Annotated in this window: 18 protein-coding genes and 1 pseudogene; 15 read left to right on the forward strand and 4 right to left on the reverse strand. The window is 61.9% G+C overall.

What is annotated here, in order from left to right:
• The first annotated feature begins 13 nt into the window (after positions 1-13).
• Complete coding sequence (locus tag O4H62_RS25905; RefSeq protein WP_269391801.1) at positions 14-556, forward strand: hypothetical protein; 543 nt, start codon at positions 14-16, stop codon at positions 554-556.
• A gap of 245 nt (positions 557-801) precedes the next feature.
• A pseudogene (locus O4H62_RS25910) lies at positions 802-918 on the forward strand (transposase); the annotation flags it as partial.
• 480 nt (positions 919-1398) lie between these two features.
• Here the strand turns inward: O4H62_RS25910 and O4H62_RS25915 are convergent.
• Both O4H62_RS25915 and O4H62_RS25920 read right to left on the reverse strand, forming a co-directional pair.
• Complete coding sequence (locus O4H62_RS25915) at positions 1399-2427, reverse strand: IS110 family transposase (RefSeq protein WP_269391779.1); 1029 nt, start codon at positions 2425-2427, stop codon at positions 1399-1401.
• 370 nt (positions 2428-2797) lie between these two features.
• A complete protein-coding gene (locus tag O4H62_RS25920; protein WP_269391780.1) occupies positions 2798-3610 on the reverse strand; it encodes a helix-turn-helix domain-containing protein in 813 nt (270 codons plus the stop codon).
• A gap of 254 nt (positions 3611-3864) precedes the next feature.
• Here O4H62_RS25920 and O4H62_RS25925 point away from each other — a divergent pair, with 254 nt between their 5' ends.
• From O4H62_RS25925 to O4H62_RS25955, 7 genes are all read left to right on the forward strand, one after another.
• A complete protein-coding gene (locus O4H62_RS25925) occupies positions 3865-5364 on the forward strand; it encodes an ABC transporter substrate-binding protein (RefSeq protein WP_269391781.1) in 1500 nt (499 codons plus the stop codon).
• 84 nt (positions 5365-5448) lie between these two features.
• Positions 5449-6393 (forward strand): ABC transporter permease, encoded by a 945-nt coding sequence (locus O4H62_RS25930; protein WP_269391782.1) that lies wholly within the window; start codon positions 5449-5451, stop codon positions 6391-6393.
• Positions 6394-6402: 9 nt separating this feature from the next.
• Positions 6403-7281 carry an ABC transporter permease gene (locus O4H62_RS25935; RefSeq protein WP_269391783.1) on the forward strand — a complete coding sequence of 293 codons (879 nt, stop codon included), beginning with the start codon at positions 6403-6405 and terminating at the stop codon, positions 7279-7281.
• Positions 7281-8252 carry an ABC transporter ATP-binding protein gene (locus O4H62_RS25940; protein ID WP_269391784.1) on the forward strand — a complete coding sequence of 324 codons (972 nt, stop codon included), beginning with the start codon at positions 7281-7283 and terminating at the stop codon, positions 8250-8252. The genes O4H62_RS25935 and O4H62_RS25940 overlap by 1 nt, the downstream gene beginning before the upstream one ends.
• Positions 8249-9235, forward strand: a complete 987-nt coding sequence (locus O4H62_RS25945) for an ABC transporter ATP-binding protein (protein ID WP_269391785.1) — start codon at positions 8249-8251, stop codon at positions 9233-9235. The genes O4H62_RS25940 and O4H62_RS25945 overlap by 4 nt, the downstream gene beginning before the upstream one ends.
• Positions 9232-10845 carry an amidohydrolase gene (locus O4H62_RS25950; protein WP_269391786.1) on the forward strand — a complete coding sequence of 538 codons (1614 nt, stop codon included), beginning with the start codon at positions 9232-9234 and terminating at the stop codon, positions 10843-10845. Before O4H62_RS25945 ends, O4H62_RS25950 begins: the two co-directional genes overlap by 4 nt.
• A 22-nt stretch (positions 10846-10867) precedes the next feature.
• Complete coding sequence (locus tag O4H62_RS25955; protein WP_269391787.1) at positions 10868-12295, forward strand: C69 family dipeptidase; 1428 nt, start codon at positions 10868-10870, stop codon at positions 12293-12295.
• 58 nt (positions 12296-12353) lie between these two features.
• Here O4H62_RS25955 and O4H62_RS25960 read toward each other — a convergent pair whose 3' ends face one another.
• Positions 12354-13304: a GlxA family transcriptional regulator gene (locus tag O4H62_RS25960; RefSeq protein WP_269391788.1), complete on the reverse strand. Its 951-nt coding sequence runs from the start codon at positions 13302-13304 to the stop codon at positions 12354-12356.
• A 28-nt stretch (positions 13305-13332) separates the two neighbouring features.
• On the opposite strand from O4H62_RS25960, the gene O4H62_RS25965 reads away from it, so the two are divergent.
• Genes O4H62_RS25965 through O4H62_RS25985 form a run of 5 tightly spaced genes read left to right on the forward strand, consistent with a single transcriptional unit; the run spans position 13333 to position 18448 of the window.
• Positions 13333-13497 carry a hypothetical protein gene (locus tag O4H62_RS25965; RefSeq protein ID WP_269391803.1) on the forward strand — a complete coding sequence of 55 codons (165 nt, stop codon included), beginning with the start codon at positions 13333-13335 and terminating at the stop codon, positions 13495-13497.
• On the forward strand, positions 13424-14650 hold the full coding sequence (locus O4H62_RS25970; protein ID WP_269391802.1) for a sarcosine oxidase subunit beta family protein: 1227 nt from the start codon (positions 13424-13426) through the stop codon (positions 14648-14650). The genes O4H62_RS25965 and O4H62_RS25970 overlap by 74 nt, the downstream gene beginning before the upstream one ends.
• A 15-nt stretch (positions 14651-14665) precedes the next feature.
• Positions 14666-14953, forward strand: a complete 288-nt coding sequence (locus tag O4H62_RS25975; RefSeq protein ID WP_269391789.1) for a sarcosine oxidase subunit delta — start codon at positions 14666-14668, stop codon at positions 14951-14953.
• A complete protein-coding gene (locus tag O4H62_RS25980; RefSeq protein ID WP_269391790.1) occupies positions 14950-17883 on the forward strand; it encodes a sarcosine oxidase subunit alpha family protein in 2934 nt (977 codons plus the stop codon). The genes O4H62_RS25975 and O4H62_RS25980 overlap by 4 nt, the downstream gene beginning before the upstream one ends.
• Before the next feature lie 55 nt (positions 17884-17938).
• Entirely contained in the window at positions 17939-18448 is a 510-nt protein-coding gene (locus O4H62_RS25985) for a sarcosine oxidase subunit gamma (RefSeq protein ID WP_269391791.1), read from the forward strand.
• Here O4H62_RS25985 and O4H62_RS25990 read toward each other — a convergent pair.
• The gene (locus O4H62_RS25990; protein ID WP_269391792.1) at positions 18417-19337 is read right to left on the reverse strand and encodes a LysR family transcriptional regulator; all 921 of its coding nucleotides are present in this window, start codon (positions 19335-19337) and stop codon (positions 18417-18419) included. The genes O4H62_RS25985 and O4H62_RS25990 overlap by 32 nt on opposite strands.
• A 112-nt stretch (positions 19338-19449) precedes the next feature.
• On the opposite strand from O4H62_RS25990, the gene O4H62_RS25995 reads away from it, so the two are divergent.
• Complete coding sequence (locus tag O4H62_RS25995) at positions 19450-20445, forward strand: Ldh family oxidoreductase (RefSeq protein ID WP_269391793.1); 996 nt, start codon at positions 19450-19452, stop codon at positions 20443-20445.
• Positions 20446-20457: the final 12 nt, after the last annotated feature.

The raw sequence follows: 20457 nt of genomic DNA on the forward strand, positions 1-20457 counted from the left end.
GCAGCGGTTGCCGATGGTCGGCTCAAGCAAGCTAAGATTGCCCTTGCGGCTTGAACCCCACCTTTTTCCCACTCCCCGCGCGATCGAGGAATGCCCCGCAGGCGCGGTTTTGGTGATCTCGACCGGGAATACTTGCAGCGCGGCGTCGGCGGGCGACATCATGATCGCGCGGCTCCAGCGGCGCGGGGTGGTTGCCGCCGTCACCGATGGCGGATTTCGCGATACGCCCGATATCAAGGCTTTGGGCTTTCCGGTCTTCCAGCGCCAGCCCGCTGTTCCCTCAAGCCCGATCGCGCTTCACCCGGCCGATCTGGATCGTCCGGTCGACTGCGGCGGCGTCGCGGTCTTTCCGGGCGATATTGTCGTGGGCGATGCGGAAGGTGTGGTCGTCATCCCTGCCGACATGGCCGACGCCATTGCGGAAGAGGCCGTAGCTAGTACCCGCTACGAACAGTTCGTCGCCGAAAAAGTGGCGCAGGGATGCTCCATCTTCGGCCTGTTTCCTGCGACCGAGGCGTACCTGAGCGAGTTCGAGTTCTGGAAGGACGACCGGTAAACGCAGCGGTACGAGGCGGCTTCCCGCCGCATTCACCACAGCCTTTCGTAATCGGGTTACCACCAACGGCATGAAGAAGACCAGTGAAGGAGCTGTCGTTGAACTGCTCCCCTGAATAATCCCCGTTCTTGGGTTCTGCTGATCCCTTACGTGAAGTGCACCTGTGCTCTGATCCCTAAAAACTGGATCGTTTTTGGTTGGAGTTTTCCGCTGTAGATTCCCGGCTGGGAGAAGGAGCGGAAACGATGAAAGCATCGAATTTTTCGGACGCGCAGAAGGCGTTCATTTTGAAGCAAGGCGACGACGGCGTACCGGTAGCGAAGATCTGCCGGAAGGCAGGGATCAGCCAGGCGACCTATTTCAAGGATATCGACGCCGTCCGCAACGCTATCATCTCACCGTGGTCGAATGGGCAAACCGAAGGTCAGATAACCCGCCTGAAACTCATCAAGCGTCAGATGTGTGGACGTGCTAAACTCGATCTGCTGCAGGCGCGAATGATCGGCGTGACTTAGGAGCTCCACTTCAGCAAATGTGCGTCAGAGCCAATTCTCGGTGTAAATACCGGGTCATGTATGGATGCCCCCGTTCGTGCAAGGTTTTTCTTCGAGCAGTTTGAACGTGTGATTGGATGCGGTCATGTATCAGGCCTTTGATGCAGTCCGGATACGACTGCTGGCCGGTATGGAGCTAAGCGGATCTGGCGCAAAATCAGTTCTACGAGCTCGGGGCTCACTGACCCGGTTGCATTCCCAGACCCTCTTTCCAATCTTTGTCCTTACCGTTCGTTGATCTCCTCACACGCCGACGATCCGTTCTCCCTGCAACACAAAAGTCTTTCCTTATGCGGCAGCGAGACCGGAATCTTTGTAGCTCTCATTCTTCGTCATCATCGCCCAGACAGACCGCGCCATCTTGTTGGCGAGCGCGATCGCGACAAGCATGCGCGGCTTGCGCACCAACATCCGCCCCAGCCATGAGCTCTCGGACGGGGCTTTGCGGCATGCCCATCGGATCACGGTCATTGCGCCGATGATCAAAAGCCGCCGGATGTCGCGCTGTCCCATCTTCGACGTCCGGCCCAGCACCTGCTTTCCACCGCTCGAATGTTGTCTGGGCACCAGCCCGAGCCATGCTGCAAAGTCCCGTCCTTTCCGGAATATCGTCATGGTGGGCGCGAAGGCCTCGATAGCCATGGCGGTGATCGGTCCCAATCCAGGCATGGACATCAGCCGAGCGCAGTTCTCCGACTGCTTAGCTTCCGACTTGAGGGCCTTCTCCAAGCTGGAGATACGGGAGGTGAGCACGTCGATCTGCTCAAGGTAAAGCTGTGCGGTTTCCACGACCACAAGCTCGGGGCCGACGTTGTCGTCTTCGATGATCTCGGTCAGCGCGGACAGGTTCGCAATGCCCTGCGGCGCAATGACCCCATGCTCTGCCAAGTGGGCCCGGAGGGCATTGATGAGCTGCGTTCTCTGACGCACGAACAGATCGCGCGTCCGAAAGATCATGGAACAGGCCTGCTGCTTCTCTGTCTTCGGCACGACGAACCGCATTGAGGGTCGGATGGCGGCCTCGACAATGGCTTCGGCGTCAGCCGCATCATTCTTCTGCCGTTTGACGAACGGCTTTACATAAGCGGGTGGGAGCAAGCGAACTTCGTGGCCGAGCTTCCCGATCTCGCGCGCCCAATGATGAGCTGTCGCACATGCTTCCATTGCAACGATGCACCTCGGTAGCTCTGTGAAGAAGACCAAGACTTGGCCGCGTGATAGTTTCCGACGGAATACGACACCGCCGTTGGTATCGGTTCCGTGCACTTGAAAGACCCGCTTTGCAAGGTCCAGGCCGACAATGCTAACTTCTCTCATGGATGCTCTCTCCTCTAAGTGACGTTGCTACAGACATCACTTTGGCACATCACGATGCCGTCGGGAGGGGGCATCCACTCCATCAGTTCTCAGTAGAAATCAACACGATGTCGTCTGGAATGAGCGGGCTGGGCTTCGGTCATAGCCATCAAACACCAACTCCTTCACAACAATGTCTTTAAGGCGACGCTACCATCCATACAATTCCACGCCCTTCATCCCCGCCCTCTGCCAAAGGCAAGACGGTTAACACTGGCGAAGTCTTGCTCCGGCCAACAGCCGCATCATCCGGCCGCTTCCGTGGGGGATTTTTGCACCGGCGTTCTCAATCGGTCATTTTCGACACACGTCGCAAGAAGGGCGAGAGTGATCAGTCTCGTCGGCTTCTCTGGGTGACGGAGTCACTTCGTTGCCCGCCACCAAGAATATTGCTGACGCGATGATCGAGGAGGGGCGAACTGACATCGTAGCGCCCGACCTTCCGCATCATTTTTCTCAGATCGACGTTGACGCCGAGAAAGTGCCAGACGATGGGCGAAGTGAACGGCGTGCGTTGCCGGCTGGTGATTCCGAAGGTGGTTCCACGCAGATAGCCAAGCTGTCCCCGGCCGACCGGATACAGCACCGTCTCGACCAGCGCATCCCGGGCAAGGCTCTGGAATTCCAGCACGAAGATGCGGTTGCCGAGCATCGCCACGCGGCCATCGTATTTCGACAGATAGAGACTTCCGTCCTCAGGATCCACTGAGCGTTCGAGCGACTTGCAGCGGACGTAGCCGTCACGCTCGTCGAGCCGCACCATCGCGCAGATGACCGAGTTGTCCCAGCTTTCGGTCAGGAAATAGCTTAGGTAGTAGCCGAGGTAGCGGCGCAGCGGCACCGTCTGGCCGCGGAATGCACTGTCGAACCCCAGTTTGGCGGGGTGGGCCTGCGCTGCGCCGAGCACGCGACCGGCAACCGACGGATGGGCCTCGAACTCGTCCGGCGGGAGCATGAATTCCGCTGGCCGGATCCCGAAATGAAAGGCGATGCGACGCAGGTTCGTGGCCGAGGGACGCGAGGTGCCGTTCAGGTATTTGTTGAACTGCTGGCGGTTTATGCCAATCTGCCGGCAGACTGCGGAAATCGAAGGCTCCGCTGAACACAGAAGCCGGAGATTCTCAGCTAAACCCGTACTTTTCATTCCTTCGGCCTTTTCGTTGCGGGCATGAGGCAGCAATTTAGATGTTATATCGCGATCTGAAGCGAAAACAGCATAAAATCGCGTCAGGTTGCTGCTGGCGGCGAAATTGTTCGCTCTACGTTTCCGCGTTCATCTTCGCTTAATCGCGCCAAGTCATGGCGGGAGGAAAACCCAGGGAGATGACGATGACTGGACGGAACATTTCTTGGACACGTGTGGATATGCCGCGCCGCGCGTTCCTTAAAGGGGCGACCATGCTTGGGATGGCGTCGGTCGCGGGGCTTTCGCTGCCGCGTGCGGCATTCGCCTCAGGCGGCACGCTGAAGACCCGGACCTATGCCGATATCCGCTCGATGGATCCGGCCTTCAGCCAGGGTGTGGTGGACGAAGAGATTCAGGCCGCGATCTATAACAAGCTGATCCAGTATAAGCCAGGCCGTGAATGGGGCTGGCAGCCGGATGCCGCCGCGATGATCGAGCAGGTGGACGACACCCATATCAACTTCGCGCTGCGCGACGATATCGGGTTCACCAACGGCTTCGGCGCGATGACCGCAGAAGACGTGAAATTCTCGTTCGAGCGCATCATCGACGACGCGCTGGAATCGACCAACAAGCCCGACTGGGGCCCGCTGGATCATGTCAAGGTTACCGGTGAGCGCACCGGCACCATCGTGCTGAAAAATGCCTTCCAGCCGCTCTGGTCGATTACGCTGCCCTACATCGCGGGCAACATCGTGTCGAAGGCGGCGTTCGACAGCGTCGGCGGCAAGATCGACACCCAGCCGGTCGCGACCTCGGGCCCATACCTGCATGCGGGCTGGGAGCCGAAGCAGAAGACCACGCTGAAGCGCAACCCCGACTGGAAGGGCGAGCCGGTCGCCTATGACGAGATCCAGATCTTCCATATCGACGATGAAAAGGCGGCCGAGATCGCCTTCGAGGCAGGTGAACTGGACTTTACCCGCGTCAGCCTCGACTCGGTCGAGCGTCTGAAGTCGTCGCCGATCGAAGGCGCCACGCTCGAAGAATATCCCTCGCTCTATTATGCCTGGGTCGGCATGAACCTCGACAATCCGAAGCTGCAGAACCACAAGCTGCGGCAGGCGATCCAGTATGCAATCGACGTGCCCTCGATCATGGCCGGGGCCTATTTCGGCGCGGCGGAACCCTCGACCGGCATCATTGCGCCGGGCCTGCCGGGACATCGCGAAGCCTCGCTGACCGGCACGTCTGCCGATCTGGAAAAGGCGCAGGCGCTGATGGCGGAATCGGGCGAAACCAATGTCTCGCTGACTATCGACGTCCTGAACAAATCGGCGAACGTCACCGCCGCCCAGATCATCCAGGCCAACCTTGCCGCCATCGGCATCGCGCTGGAAATCCGGCTCCATGAAGGGGCGACCTTCTGGGAACTGGGGTCGAACGAGGATCTGGAACTGGTGATGAACCGCTTCTCGATGACGCCCGACCCGTACTACGCGACCTCGTGGTTCATCACCGAACAGGCGGGCATCTGGAACTGGGAGCGGTTCCGGAACGAAGAGTTCGACAAGCTGCACCTTGCCGCCCAGTCGGAAAGCGATCAGGCCAAGCGGGCCGCGATGTATGCCCGCGCTCAGGACCTGATGGAAGAAAGCGGCGCCTACAAGTTCATCACGCATGAATCGACGCCGGTGATCTATCGCAATTCCGTCGTCCCGGCGCTGCGCCCGGACGGATTGCCGCTCTACCGCTATTTCGGCGCGGCATAAGACCTCCCTGCGGGCGGAGGGGGCGTGGGTTCGCCTGCACCCCTTTCACCGTTCAGGGATCAGATGTTTTGCGGGGAGAAGACCATGCTGAGCTATATCCTGCGGCGCCTCGGGCTGTCGGCGGCGATCACCGTGCTTGCGGTGGCGCTTCTGTTCCTGATCATCCACATGATCCCGGGCGATCCAGTGTCGACCATACTCGGGCCCAAGGCTTCGCCCGAACTGCGCGCGGCGCTGGAGGCGCGGATGGGGCTGGACCGGCCCCTGCCGGTGCAGATCGGCCTGTTTTTCATGAACATGCTGCGCGGTGATCTGGGACTGGATGTGTTTTCCAACCGCCCGGTGACACAGATCGTGCTGGGGCAGGTTCCCTACACGCTGGTGCTGATCCTCGTTTCCATTCTCTGGTCGGCGGTGCTGGGGATCGCGCTCGGCTGCTATTCCGCCGTCAACCGCAATTCGCTGGGCGACCGGCTGACCGGTGTGCTTTCGGTTTCGGTCATCGCCGTCCCGGCCTTCGTCGTCTCGCTCTATTCGCTGCTGATCTTCGCGGTGAAGCTGCAATGGTTCCCCGCCATCGGCGCGGGTGCGCCGGCGGACTGGGGGGACCAGTTGCACCACCTTGTCCTGCCGAGCCTTGCCATCGGTTTGAGCTGGGTCGGTTATATCGCCCGCCTCGTCCGCGCCTCGATGCTGGAGGTGATGGGCGAGGGCCATATCCGCACCGCCCGCGCCTTCGGCCTGCCCGAACGGCAGATCACCTACGGCTATGCGCTGCGGCTGGCGATCCTGCCCACGGTCACGGTGATCGGGGTCGGCATGGGGTTTCTTCTGTCGGCGGCAGTCTTTACCGAGATCGTCTTTTCCCGCCCCGGCCTCGGCAAGCTGGTGATCGACAGCATCACCACCCGCAACTATCCGGTTGTGATGGGGTCGGTCCTGGTCTCGACCCTGATCTTCGTCGCCTCCACGACGCTTGCCGACATCGTCAACGCGATCCTCGACCCGCGTATCCGGGCCGGGAAATAGGGGCACGCCATGACCGACATCACCCTGCCGAAGCCCCGTTCCGAACTGGGCGAGATCTTTCACCATCTTATCCGCGATCCCTTGGGCCTTGCCGGGCTGATCATCGTGACGCTGATCGTCGCCTCCGCGCTATTCGCGCCCTGGATCGCGCCCTATGACCCGATCGCGCTGAACATTCCCGACCGGTTGCAGAGCCCGAATCCGGCCCATCTGATGGGCTCCGACCAGCTGGGTCGCGACACGTTCAGCCGCGTCATCTGGGGCGGGCGCGTGGCGCTTCAGGTGGCCCTGCCGACCATTGCAGGCGCCATCGCCGTCGGCCTGATCCTGGGCATGATCGCGGGTTACGGACCGAAGTGGCTCGACAGCCTGATTGTGCTCTTTTTCGACACGGTCCGCTCCTTCCCCACCGTCATGTTCGCGCTGGCGGTCGTCGCCCTGGTGGGGCCGAGCCTGAATACAGTGATCCTTGTCATCATGGTCACCTCGATCCCGACCTATGGCCGCGTGGTGCGGACGCTGACCCAGTCGCTGAAGGAAGCCGAGTTCATCACCGCCGAGAAATCTCTGGGCGCCTCGACGGCGCGGATCATGGGCATCCATATCGTGCCGAACGTCCTTGGCCCGCTGGCGGTGCTGGCCGCGATGGACATTCCAACCGTGGTCGGGCTGGAGGCGGGGCTGTCCTTCCTTGGCATGGGGGTGAAACCGCCGACGCCATCCTGGGGATCGCTGCTGAATGACGGCTATAACCTGATCCGCAACACGCCGTGGCTGATCGTTGCCGGCGGCATCCCGCTGATCCTTACGACGCTGGGCTTTACCTTCCTCGGCGAGGCATTGCGCGATGTGGTCGATCCGAAACTTCGCGGCAAGGGGGGCAAGTGATGGCCGTTCTCGACATCCGTGACCTGTCGGTCAGCTATGCCACCCCGCGTGGGGCGCTGAAGGCGCTGCGCGACGTCACGATGAAGGTGCCCGAGGGCAAAATCACCGGCATCGTCGGCGAGTCGGGCTGCGGCAAGTCCACGCTGATTTCGGCAATCATCCGGTTGATGGCGCCGAACGCAAAGGTCGGCTCAGGCGAAGTGCGCTTCAAGGGAGAGGACTTGCTGTCGCGGTCCGAGGCCGAAATGCGGGCCCTGCGCGGCACCGAGATTTCCATGGTTTTCCAGGACCCGATGCAGACCCACAATCCGGTCCTGACCGTGGGTCGGCAGATGATCGACATCCAGTATCGCGACAAACTGTCGAAGGCCGACAAACGCAAGCGTGCGACCGAGATGCTGGCGCTCGTGGGCATCCCCGACCCCCAGGCGCGGCTGAACCAGTATCCGTTCGAATTTTCGGGCGGCATGCGCCAGCGCATCGCCATCGCCATGGCGCTGATGGCGAAACCGTCGCTGCTGATCGCCGATGAGCCGACGACAGCGCTGGATGCGACGCTGGAGGTGCAGATCATCAAGCGTCTGCGCGAATTGCAGGATGAGATCGGCTGTTCGATCCTCTTCATCTCTCACCATCTGGGTGTCATCGCGGAATTGTGTGACGAAGTCGTCGTGATGTATGCGGGCGAGGTTGTGGAAAGCGGCACCGTCCGCGACGTCTTCCACAACCCCGCCCATCCCTACACCCGCGCTTTGCTGGAATGCGACCCGGGTCATATCAAGGTCAGGACCCGCAACCTGCCGACGATCCCCGGCAACATCCCCGATCTTGTCAGCCTGCCGACGGGCTGCATTTTCGCCGACCGCTGCGACGTGCGCTATGACGCCTGCGGGGCGCGGCCTGTAATGGCGACCGCCAGTTCCGGCCATCAGGCCGCCTGCCACCTGATTGCAGAGAAGGAACCCGCATGAGCGCGCTTCTTCAGATCCGCGATGTCTTCGTCCGCTTCCGCCTTCGCGGCGGTATCTTCTCCTCCGTGGGAACCATCGATGCAGTGACGGGCGTGAGCCTCGATATTGAAGAGGGCAAGACCTACGGCATCGTCGGCGAAAGCGGTTCGGGCAAGACGACGCTCGCCCGTGCCGTGGCGGGTCTGCACCATGCCTCCGAGGGCTCGATCCTGTATCGCGGGCAGGAACTGCGCGACTTGCCGGAGGCAGAGTTCCGCGAGCTCAGGCGTGAGATTGTGATGATGTTCCAGGACCCGATCGGGTCGCTCAGCCCCCGCCTGACAATCAAATCGCTGATCACCGAACCCTTCCGCATTCAGGGTATGGGCGATCGCGATCTGGATACCGAAGCGAAGCGGCTTCTGACCATGGTCGGCCTGCCAGCGGAATTCGCCGCGCGCTATCCCTACCAGATCTCGGGCGGGCAGGCCCGGCGGGTAGGGGTCGCGCGGGCGCTGGCGCTCGACCCGAAGCTTCTGATCGCCGACGAACCCACGGCGGGGCTTGACGTGTCGATCCAGGGCGAGATGCTGAACCTCCTGGCCCGGCTGCAGGACGAGATGGGCCTTGCCATCATGATCATCACCCATAACCTGAACGTGGTGCGGCACATCACCGACACGGTCGGCATCATGTATATGGGCAAACTGGTGGAGGAAGGCCCGACCGAAGAGGTCTTCGCCCGCCCGCAGCATCCGTACACGCTCGCCCTGCTGGCGGCGAACCCCGAGCCTGACCCTGATGCACAGCTGATGCGGGTGGAGCTCTCGGGCGAACCGCCCTCGATCCTGCGCCGCCCGAAGGGCTGCGAATTCCACACCCGCTGCCCCTTCGTCCAGCCACGCTGCTCGACAGACGTGCCTGTGTGGACTGCGGCGGGGGAAGGTGCGCATCGCTGCCATTTCCCGGAAATCTGGACTAGGGAAGAAGCCGTCGCGTCATGAATGCCTGGATCTTCACAGGCGGCACGATCCTGACACTGGACGATGCCAATTCTTCGGCCGAAGCCGTGGGCATTGAACGTGAGCGGATCGTGGCTGTCGGCGCGCTGGCCGATGTTCGGGCGGTCCTCCGCGGCGCGGAAGAGATTGATTTGGCGGGCCGCACTCTAATCCCCGCCTTCATCGACCCGCACGGGCATTTCCCCGACAGCGCCTTTGTCAGGCTTCTGCGGGCCGATCTTGCCTCGCCCCCGCGCGGGGAATGTCGGTCGTTAGCCGATATCTTCGCCCGACTGCGCGCCAAGGTGGCAAAGACACCAAAAGGCCACTGGGTCATGGGTGCGGCGCTGGATGAAACATTGCTGGCCGAGGGCCGCATGCCAACCCGCGACGAATTGGACACAGTATCGCGCGACCATCCGATCTGGGTTATCCATACATCAGGCCATTGCGGGGTCGCGAATTCCTTGGCGCTGGCCCGTCAGGGGATCGGCGACGGCACGCCCGATCCGGCGGGCGGGCGATATCTGCGCGATTCTGCCGGGCGTCTGAACGGCGGGATCGAGGGGCTGAGTGCGATGGGCGAAATGGCGGATACCCATTTCCTGATCGACCGCACGAATTTCCGGCCCTGCTTCGACATGGCGCGGGAGGAATACCTCTCGCACGGGGTGACGCTGGCCCAGAATGCCTGGGCCGCGCTTCCGCTGCTGGAGCTCTTTGCCGATGTTGCGGCGAAGGGAGATCCGGGCATCGACCTGGTATTGCTGCCAGTCGCCGAAATCGAACCCGGATTCTCCAAGGCCGGTCTCGGTCGCGACTGGCCCGAAAACCGCCACATCACGCTCGGTCCGCGCAAGCTCCTGACCGATGGGTCGTTCCTGATGCGGACGGCCTGGCTGACCGAACCCTATTACACCGGCGCGCCCGGAAAGGCGCCTGACACCGGCCTTGCCTATATCAACCGCGACACGCTCTTCGCCGAGGTGAAGAAACTGCATGACATGGGCTTTCAGATCCACACCCATTGTAACGGCGATGCGTCCTCGGACATGTATCTGGACGCGGTTGAGGCTGCGGTCACGGCCAATCCGCGCGATGATCATCGCCATACCATCATCCACGGGCAGGTGATGCGGCCCGATCAGCTCGAGCGTTGCGCAAGACTGGGCGTGACGATCAGCTTCTTTCCCGCCCATGTCTGGTACTGGGGTGACAAGCACCATACTGAATTTCTCGGCCCCGAACGGTCGCAGAACATCTCGCCCACCGGCTGGGCCGAAAGGGCAGGTGTACGTTTCACCATCCATAACGATGCCGCTGTCACACCGACCCGGCCGCTGCACCTGATCCACACCACCGTGACACGTAAGACCCATACCGGCCGCATTCTGGGCGAACACCAACGGATCAGCGCCTTGTCTGCCCTACGCGCCCATACGATCGACGCCGCATGGCAGGTTTTCCAGGAACGGGAACGCGGTTCCATCGAAGAGGGCAAGCTGGCCGATCTGGTCATCCTTGATGCGAACCCGCTTGACCGTCCGGACAGGATCGACGCGATCCGCGTGGATCAGACGTGGCGCCGGGGCGCCCTTGTCTATCAGGCATAACCGTAGAGGCCGGAGAACCCTTGTGAGTTACGCCATCTATATCGGCAGGAACCATTCCGCGACCGGCCATGCCTGGCTGGGCGGCTACGGCGACGAACCCTCGTCCCACTGGCTGGAGATTGTCCCGGCGGCGGACCATGGGCCGGGAACGATGATCGAGGTGGGCGTCGGGCCGGAGGCAGACATGCCCGGCCGCCGCACGCAGATCCCGCAGGTCGCGCATACCTTGCGGCATATGCGGGTCAGCTATTCCTACTATCTTGGTGTCCCTGCGCCCATTACCAATGGCGGATTGAACGAGGCGGGCGTCGCCGTGCGCGATGTCTGGTCGACCTCGCGGGTCGAACTGCGGGACATGACACCAAAGGATCAGACGGGGCTGAACTACTCAGATCTCGCGCGGATCGTGATGGAGCGCGCTACGACCGCGCGCGAGGCAGTGGAGATTTGCGGCGCTCTGATCGCCCAGCATGGCGAAGCCACATATGGCGGCAATTCCCACCTTTTTGCCGATGCGGATGAGGCCTGGGTGATGATCCAGTTCGCCGGCGGCAAGGGGCTCTGGGTCGCGGAACGGCTGGGGGCGGACGCGATCCGCGCCTCGCGTCCCGGCTATGTGTTTGAGGTGCCGGTCGATCAGCCGGACCATCCCGATTTCCTCTGGTCGGAGAACTTCGTGGGTTTCGCGCGCGAAATGGGCTGGTACGAAGGCGGCCGCTTCGACGCGAACGCGATCTACGGCGACGGCAAGGGCCGCTGGGAGGGTGTCCAGTGGATCGAGGCGGAGATGCGGGCTCGCGCCGCTCGGCCCGACAAGATCGGACTGGCCGACGTAATCTGGGCGGTCCGGACCGAGAGGCTGACCGGAGACACGGCGGGCTACGGACAGGTCGTGCCGCTCGCCGATCCCGTCAATCCAGGGCTTCGCATGATGTGGCATGCCGCGACCGGCGCCATCGCCGCGCCTTTCGTGCCAGTCTTTCTTGGCCAGACCGCCGTTCCCGCCGAATACGGGCCGCACCGCTATCTGACTGCGGGCGAGTCCCACCGCTTCATGGACTTGCGCAAGGCAATGAGCGGTGCCGACACGGTGTCGCGCGTGGCGCAGATGGTGGAGGCCACGCCAAGCGCATTCCAGGAATCCAAGCGCCTGATGTATCTGATGCAGCTTCTGGGCCCCGAAGCGCTACGCCGGGTCACCGGAGTCTTCACACGTCGCGAAAGTATGATGTACGGCAGGGTCGCGGCCCATCTCGCCGTGGCGGAGGCGGCGGTCGCGGCAGGGCGACGGGCGGAGGCTTTCGCGGTACTGACAGCCTTCAGCGCCGCCGAGATGCAAGCTGCGCTCTCCGTCGTAAGAGATCTCTCGACCGCACTGGCCGTGGAAACCGCGTTCTCCGATACGGTACCCGAGATCGGACAACCCGCGGCCTTTCCTCAGATCTGGTGAGTTTGGCCGGCACATATAAAATCGCACCTATGCACCCAAAAAAAGCTGGCCGGCATCGTCAACTTGCGGGGTACAATGCCTTTCGTGCTGTCCTTGCGGTCATTCCGAACTGTTTCCGGAAACTTGCGGAGAAGTGCGTCTGGTTGGAGAAACCGGTCGCATGCGCGATGTCGGCTATTGGCATGGCCGTCTGCCTTAGAAGGTCCATCGCCTTGTTTAGCCGGACGGTGCGGTACATCTCCATCATCGAGGTTTTGAAACGCTCCTGAAACTGCCGTTGCAATTGCCGTGTGGAGAGGCCCGAGAGAGAGGCCAGCTGAAGCGGTGAAAGCTGATCGGCCACATGCGATTCCATCAAGGCGAGCGCAGAGGATAGCGGGCGGGTCAGGGGGCCGTAGCGTGCCTGGATGGACGATTTCTGCGGTGCTGTCGGAGTGCGCGCCTCGGGCTGTATGAACCAGTCACCGATCCGGTTGGCAAATTCTGTCCCATGTTCGCGGGTGATGATCGCGTGCATCATGTCGAGCGGGGCAATGCCGCCGGCGCAGGTGTAGCGGTCGCGATCTATGACGAACAGGCGACGCTCCATCAGAAGCCCGCGTCCCATCCGTTCAATGTCTTCATAGTGGTGCCAGTGAACGGTGAAGCGGCGGTTTTCCATCAAGCCGGCCTTGGCGAGAAGAACGCCGCCGCCTGATATGCCGCCAAGCGCTGTCCCGCGTTCCGTCGCGCGGCGCAGCCACGAGATGAGCGCAGGCTCGTGCAATTGTACGGGATTGCCGCCGGCGACGACGAACACGATGTCAAAATCAGATCCGGCGCGGCTGATGGGCGTTGCCGCAAACGTGCTGCCCAGCGATGACACCACTTGGGATTTTGAGGTGGACAGGATCTCCGTTTCATAGACCGTTTTTCCGGCAAAAAGGTTTGCGGCGCGGAGCGGCTCCAGCGCGGCTGCGGTCGACATCAGGGCATGTCCGTCAACCAGAACAAAACCAATCCGTTTCACGATCGAAATGTCCTTCAGGAATAAAAAAATGTCTGTTTATGAAATGTATATGATTTTTCTGCCGGTTACCATCTCAGCTTTGCCGGGGGAATCCAGTGACGTTTTCAGCCATGCGACTCTTGCGGGAATCTGTCACGGGACACCGGGGATGGAAGCCGCTTTGGCGGCGGCCGGGGCCAAAGCCGCGCTATGATATCGTGATTGTCGGAGGCGGCGGACACGGGCTTGCAACGGCGCATTATCTCTCCCGCGTATTCGGCAAGACCAACATTGCCGTTGTCGAAAAGGGATGGCTTGGCTCGGGAAATGTTGGCCGCAACACAACCATCATCCGGTCCAACTACCTGCTGCCGGGAAATCAGCCCTTCTACGAATTCTCGATGCGGCTTTGGGAAGGGCTGGAGCAGGAACTGAACTTCAATGCGATGGTATCGCAGCGCGGCATCGTGAACCTGTTTCACACCGATGCGCAGCGCGACGCCTACCGGCGCAGGGGCAATGCGATGCTGTTGTCCGGTGCGGACGCGGTGCTCCTCGACAAGGAAAAACTGCGCCGGATGATCCCCTTTCTCAACTATGACAACGCCAGGTTCCCGATCAAGGGAGGCCTGTGGCAGCCGCGCGCCGGAACCGCCCGCCATGACGGTGTCGCCTGGGGCTATGCGCGGGCCGCCGACCGCGCCGGTGTCGACATCATCGAGAATTGCGAGGTTACCGGATTTCGAAGGGATGCCGGAAAGATCACTGGCGTTGAAACCACGCGTGGCTTCATAGAAACCTCGAAGGTGGGAGTGGCCGTGGCGGGATCGTCAAGCCGGGTGATGGCTATGGCAGGTTTGCGGCTGCCGATCGAAAGCCACGTTCTCCAGGCTTTCGTGTCGGAAGGGTTGAAGCCCACCATACCGGGCGTCATCACCTTCGGCGCCGGCCACTTCTATGTCAGCCAGTCCGACAAGGGCGGCCTTGTCTTCGGCGGCGATATAGATGGCTACAATTCCTATGCCCAGCGCGGCAACCTGCCGGTGGTCGAAGATGTCGCGGAAGGCGGGATGGCGGTGATGCCGATGATCGGCCGCGCCAGGCTGCTTCGGATGTGGGGCGGTATCATGGACATGTCGATGGACGGCTCGCCCATCATTGATCGCACGCCGGTGGAGGGGCTCTATTTCAATGGCGGGTGGTGCTATGGCGGCTTCAAGGCGACGCCGGCGAGCGGCTATGCCTTCGCCCATCTCATCGCCACCGATACTCCGCATGCGGCTGCCAGCGCCTACCGGCTTGACCGGTTCGCCGGCGGGCACGTGATTGATGAAAAGGGCGTCGGCGCCCAGCCAAACCTGCATTGAAGGCGAGGTCACACGATGCTGATTCCACACCCTCTGCTTGGACCCCGCGACGCCCGCGAGTTCACCGTCATGGGTGACGCGGGCATGATCGACCGGCCCGATCCGGCGGCGCCAGATGCCGCCGACAGGTTTTATGAATACGTCTATCTGCGCGACAACCCGGCAGGCGTCCACCGGGAACTCTGGTTCCACGAGTATGGCGACCGTTCCTGGCTGGTGGTTACCCGGAACACGCTCACACATGAAATTGTGGCGGTGGAGCTTGCAAGTGATGTTTCCGCAAAGCGGGAGAAATCGAGATGACGCGACTTGATGGCGGGCTGATCGACCGGTCGAAAACGCTTGATTTTTCCTTTGACGGAAAACCGTTTCGCGGGCATCCCGGCGATACACTCGCTTCGGCATTGCTCGCAAGCGACGTCAGGCTGGTCGGACGGAGTTTCAAGTATCACCGGCCGCGGGGCGTGTATTCAGCCGGCTCGGAAGAGCCAAATGCGCTGGTCGAGCTTGGAGCCGGGGCGCGAAAGCAGCCGAATTCACGGGCCACCACCGTCGAGCTTTTCGCCGGGCTGGAAGCCGCAAGCCAGAACCGGTGGCCGTCCTTGCGCTTCGATGCGATGGCGGTCAATGATCTTCTGGCGCCGTTTCTCACTGCCGGCTTCTACTACAAGACCTTCATGTGGCCGGCAGCGTTCTGGGAAAAACTGTACGAACCGGCGATACGGAGAGCCGCGGGTCTGGGGCGCTTGTCAATGCTGCCCGATCCCGATCGGTACGAAAAGGGCTATCTGCATTGCGATCTTCTGGTTGTCGGTGGCGGCCCGTCGGGACTGTCGGCTGCACTGGCAGCGGCGCGCACGGGGGCGAAGGTCATTCTGGCCGATGAGGACTTCCGGCTTGGCGGCCGTTTGCTGGCGGAGACGGCCTGCTTGCGGGACGTGGGCACGCTCGACTGGATCTCAAATCTGGAGAACGAATTCGAAAGCCTGCCCAATTTGCGGGTCATGCGCAGGACGACCGTTTTCGGGGTCTTCGATCATGGTATCTATGGAGCGGTCGAGCGGGTTTCCGATCACATGCCTGCCCGGGAGGGCCCGGTGCGCCAGGCGCTTTGGCAGATCAGCGCCAAGCAAGCGATCCTTGCGGCAGGAGCCACAGAGCGGCCAATCGCATTCGCGGACAACGACCGGCCCGGGATCATGCTTGGCGGCGCGGTAAGGGCCTATGCCAATCGCTGGGCGGCTTGTCCCGGCAAACGGATCGCCGTCTTCACCAACAATGATGACGGGCACCGCACCGCTTTGGATCTGATCGCCAAGGGCGTGGACATTGCCGCTGTGGTGGATGTCCGGCCGGAAGCAGCCGCGCTGGGCGACTACCGGCTTGTCGCCGGCGGAGTGGTAAGCGGGACGCGCGGCCGGATGGGCTTGTCAGCCATCGAGGTTGTATCCGGATCCCGCAAGGAGCGGATCGAATGCGATGTGCTCGCGGTGTCGGGTGGCTGGAATCCGAATGTGCATCTTGCCTCCAACCATCGGGGCCGCCCGGCCTGGGACGAAGCTGTCCAGGCATTTCTGCCGCCATTGGACGGCCCCGCCGGACTGACTGCAGCGGGCGCCGCATCGGGCAGGTTTTCCACCAGCGATGCGCTGCTTTCAGGGGCGCGGACCGCGCTCGGCGCGCTTGACAGTCTTGGAATTCGGGCCGCAATGCCGGATCTACCGGATGCGGAGGGGCGCAGATCCGTGCCCGCGCCGTTCTTTCATGTCCCGGGCAAGCGCAGGGCATGGGTCGATTTCCAGAATGACGTGACAGTCAAGGACATCAAGCTGGCTCATTCCGAGAACATGCGTTCGGTTGAACATCTCAAGCGTTATACGACGCTCGGAATGGCAACCGATCAGGGCCGGACCGCCAATGTCACTGGCCTCGCGATCATGGCCGAACTGGGCGGGCAGTCGATCCCGGAAACGGGCACCACGATATTCCGTCCGCCTTACACGCCGGTCAACCTGTCGGTCCTTGGGGGTGGGGATACCGGAGAACACTTCCGCCCGCGCCGGTTGACGCCGACGCACCGCTGGGCACGGGAGCAAGGCGCCGTGTTCATCGAGGCGGGACAGTGGATGCGCGCGCAGTATTTCCCGCAGCCGGGAGAAAGCCACTGGCGCGAAACAGTGGATCGCGAAGCGCGGGCTGTCCGGCGTTCGGTTGGCATTTGCGATGTGACGACACTCGGCAAGATCGACGTGCAGGGGAGCGACGCCGGGGAGTACCTCAACCGTATCTATGCCAACATGATACAGACACTGAAGCCCGGTCGGGTTCGCTACGGGCTGATGCTGCGGGAGGATGGGTTCGCCTTCGATGATGGAACCTGTGCCCGACTGTCTGACGATCATTTCATTGTCACCACGACGACAGCCAACGCGGGCACGGTCTACCGCCATATGGAATTTGCGAGACAATGCCTGTGGCCCGAGCTCGATGTGCAACTGATTTCGACCACTGACGCCTGGGCGCAGATCACGATTGCCGGACCAAATTCGCGGGAACTGCTGACGCGTCTGGTCGATGGCTTCGACCTGTCCAATGAAGCATTTCCCTTCATGGCCTGCAGCGAACTTTCCGTATGCGGTGGTCTGCGCGCCCGGCTGTTCCGCATCTCGTTCTCCGGCGAACTGGCCTATGAACTCGCCGTCCCTGCCCGCTATGGCAGGGCGCTTATGGCTCGATTGATGGAAGCGGGACAGGATCTTGGCGTCACGCCCTATGGCACGGAGGCGCTTGGCGTGCTGCGCATCGAGAAGGGGCATGCGGCGGGTGCCGAATTCAACGGCCAAACCTCTCCAGCCATGCTTGGAATGGACAAGCTTGTTTCCGTGAAAAAGGATTCCATCGGCGCGTTGATGTCGCGGCGCGCGGGGCTTGCCGATGAGCGGCGCAGGCTTGTCGGGCTGCAGCCGGTCGATCCTGCCGCATCCGTAATTCCCGGTGCGCATCTGTTTGGTGCGGGCAGGGAACAGACGCTGGCGACCGATGAAGGCTGGATCACGTCCGCCTGTTATTCTCCCCATGTAGGGTCGATGATCGGACTGGGATTCCTGGAGAATGGAGATGCCCGTCTGGGTGAAGCGGTCGTCGCGGCAAACCCGCTCGAAGGGCAGACGGTCAGCCTGAAAGTGGTGCCAATCCATTTTGTCGATCCAGAGGGAGGACGGCTTCGTGGCTGATCTTGAAGCGGATTTCGCGATCGGTGACAAATCGCCGGCAGGTATCGAAACCGGATTGCTTCGCATCACCGAGCGGTCGGACATGTCCATTGCTTCGCTGGCTCTCCGAAAAGGGACGCCGGTGCCTCAACCTTTCGGCCTGTCATTGCCCGGGCCGGGAGAATGGGTGAGTGAAGACACGAACTGCGTGTTGTGGGTCGGTCCGGGGCAATGGTTTGTCCTCGCCCGGAGATACGCGGATGAAGAACTTGCCTCCGAACTCAAAGCCTCGTTTCCATCCTGTTCGGTGACCGAACAGACTGATGGATGGGTCGTGATCGACATTGAATGCCCGGCCGGGGACGAGGTGTTCGCGGAGATGCTGGCGCGGTTGGCGAATATCGACCCGGACAAGCTGATCCAGGGGCGATGTGTCCGGACATTGTTGCACCATCTCGGTTGTCATCTCGTCAGGCTGGGGCCGAGAAGCTTGCGCATTCTCGGCGCCCGGTCTTCGGCCGGCTCGCTATGGCACGCGATCGAAACAGTTGCTGTCAATCTGGATTGCCGTTTTCCCGTCCGGTGACAAATCCGTAGCGTGCGGCGAGATGCGGAAGGCTGTTGCGCAAATGCAGCCGCATGGCCTGTGCTATCGGACTTGGCGCGCGGCCTGAACGCCAAAGCAGGCAAACGCTGCGCGAACATGCCGGGTCGGCAAGCGGCAACGCAACGAGTTCGGGGTCGAGCGAGACAGTCGCCAGGCCGGGAAGGATGGTGATGCCGGCGCCGGCACGCACCATCGCCAGCAGGGAAAGGATGTTGCGCACCGAAAGGCGGCTGCGGTTTGCCTGCCGCCGGAATTCCGGGCTTTGGAGCTGGACAAGCGTCTCGTTCATGATCAAGGGGAAGTCCTGCAACTGCCCCCATTCGACCGGGTCGTTTCCGTGTGCCAATGGGCTGTCGGTCCGGCACACCAGGTACAGCCGGTCGCTGAACAGGAATTCGGTTTCGATCCCGTCCATGCTTGCACCGGGGCTGGCTATGCCAAGATCCGCCCGGCCGGATGCGATCGTCTTTCGGACAGCGGCGCTATCCGTGTCCACCAGGTCGATTTCGGCGCCCTCGAGACCTTTCATGAAGCTTCGCAGCAGATCCGGCAGGACCAGCGCGGCGACGGAAGGAACAGATATCAAGCGTAGGCGCCCGGATTTGCCTTTCGCGTATCGCTTGATCAGATCGATGCCGCGGTCATGGTCGCGCAGGATATCCGTCGCGACCTCCCGGACATAATGACCGAGATCGGTCAGGTCGCGTTTGCGATCGGTCTCAAACAGCGAGCCGGCCAGTTCGGCCTCGAGTTGCTTGAGCGTCATGGAAATCGCTGACTGGGTCCGGTTCAGCTGATCGGCGGCTTCTCTCAGCGTTCCGCTTTCAGCGACAACAACGAAGGCCCGCAGGGAGTCGAGACGAATCATGGGATTTCCTTCAGGTAAACTGAAATATGTTTCAGAAGTATTCGTTTGATTGAAGTCTGGCAATCCAGAACACTGTCCGGGCACTCAAGAAACAGGGGTATGAATGTCCGGCATGCTGCAAATGTCCCTCGATGAAATCGAAATTCTGGCGGCCGAAGCGCTGGAGCGGGCGGGGGCTACGCGAGCAGCTGCGGCTTCTATGGCGCGCTCCACCCGCTTGGCTGAGCGCGATGGCATTCGGAGCCATGGGCTTCTCTATGTTCCGATCTATGCCGAGCACCTGCGCTGCGGAAAGGTCGATGGCGATGCAGTCCCGGTGGTGGAAAGAACCCGGACCGCTACCGTGCGCGTCGATGCCGCGAGCGGTTTTGCGCACCCGGCCATCGATGCCGGATGGGGCGCGCTGGTCGACGCCGCCCGCATATGCGGCCTTGGAGCCATGAGCCTGCACAATTCCTACAATTGCGGCGTGCTGGGTCATCATGCCGAACGGCTGGCCGAGGACAACTTGATAGGTCTGTGCTTCACGCATGCGCCAGCCTCGATTGCTCCGGTAGGCGGGACCAGGCCGGTCATCGGCACCAATCCGTTCGCACTTGCGGTTCCCGATGCAAATGGCGGGGCAAGACTGGTCATTGACCAGTCCGCAAGTGTGGTGGCGAAATCCGAGATCCTGCTGCGCAAGCAGACGGGAGAGCCGATCGAGCCACACTGGGCGCTTGACGCTGACGGAAACCCGACCATGGACGCTGCCAAGGCGCTAACCGGATCCATGCGGCCTGCCGGTGGATACAAGGGTTTCGGCATCGGGCTTACCGTGGAAATTCTCGCCGCGGCGCTGTCGGGCGCCCGGCTGAGCACGGAGGCAAGTCCGTTTTCGGGTGCGGCCGGTGGACCGCCTTCGACCGGACAGTTCTTCATCGCCATCGACCCGGGCGCCTTCGCCGGAGCTGCGTTCGCCCCTGCGTTGGAGCGTCTGTGCGGAAGCATCGAGGAGCAGGACGGGGCTCGGTTGCCGGGCGCCCGCCGTGCGGCGAACCGTAAACGTATCGAGGCTGAAGGCGTAGCTGTCGACGAGGCGCTCCTGCAGCGCATTCGCGCCGCCTGAACACGCAATCTG

Origin of the sequence: Parahoeflea alexandrii (assembly GCF_027214025.1) — a bacterium.
GTDB classification, from domain to species: domain Bacteria; phylum Pseudomonadota; class Alphaproteobacteria; order Rhizobiales; family Rhizobiaceae; genus Hoeflea; species Hoeflea alexandrii_A.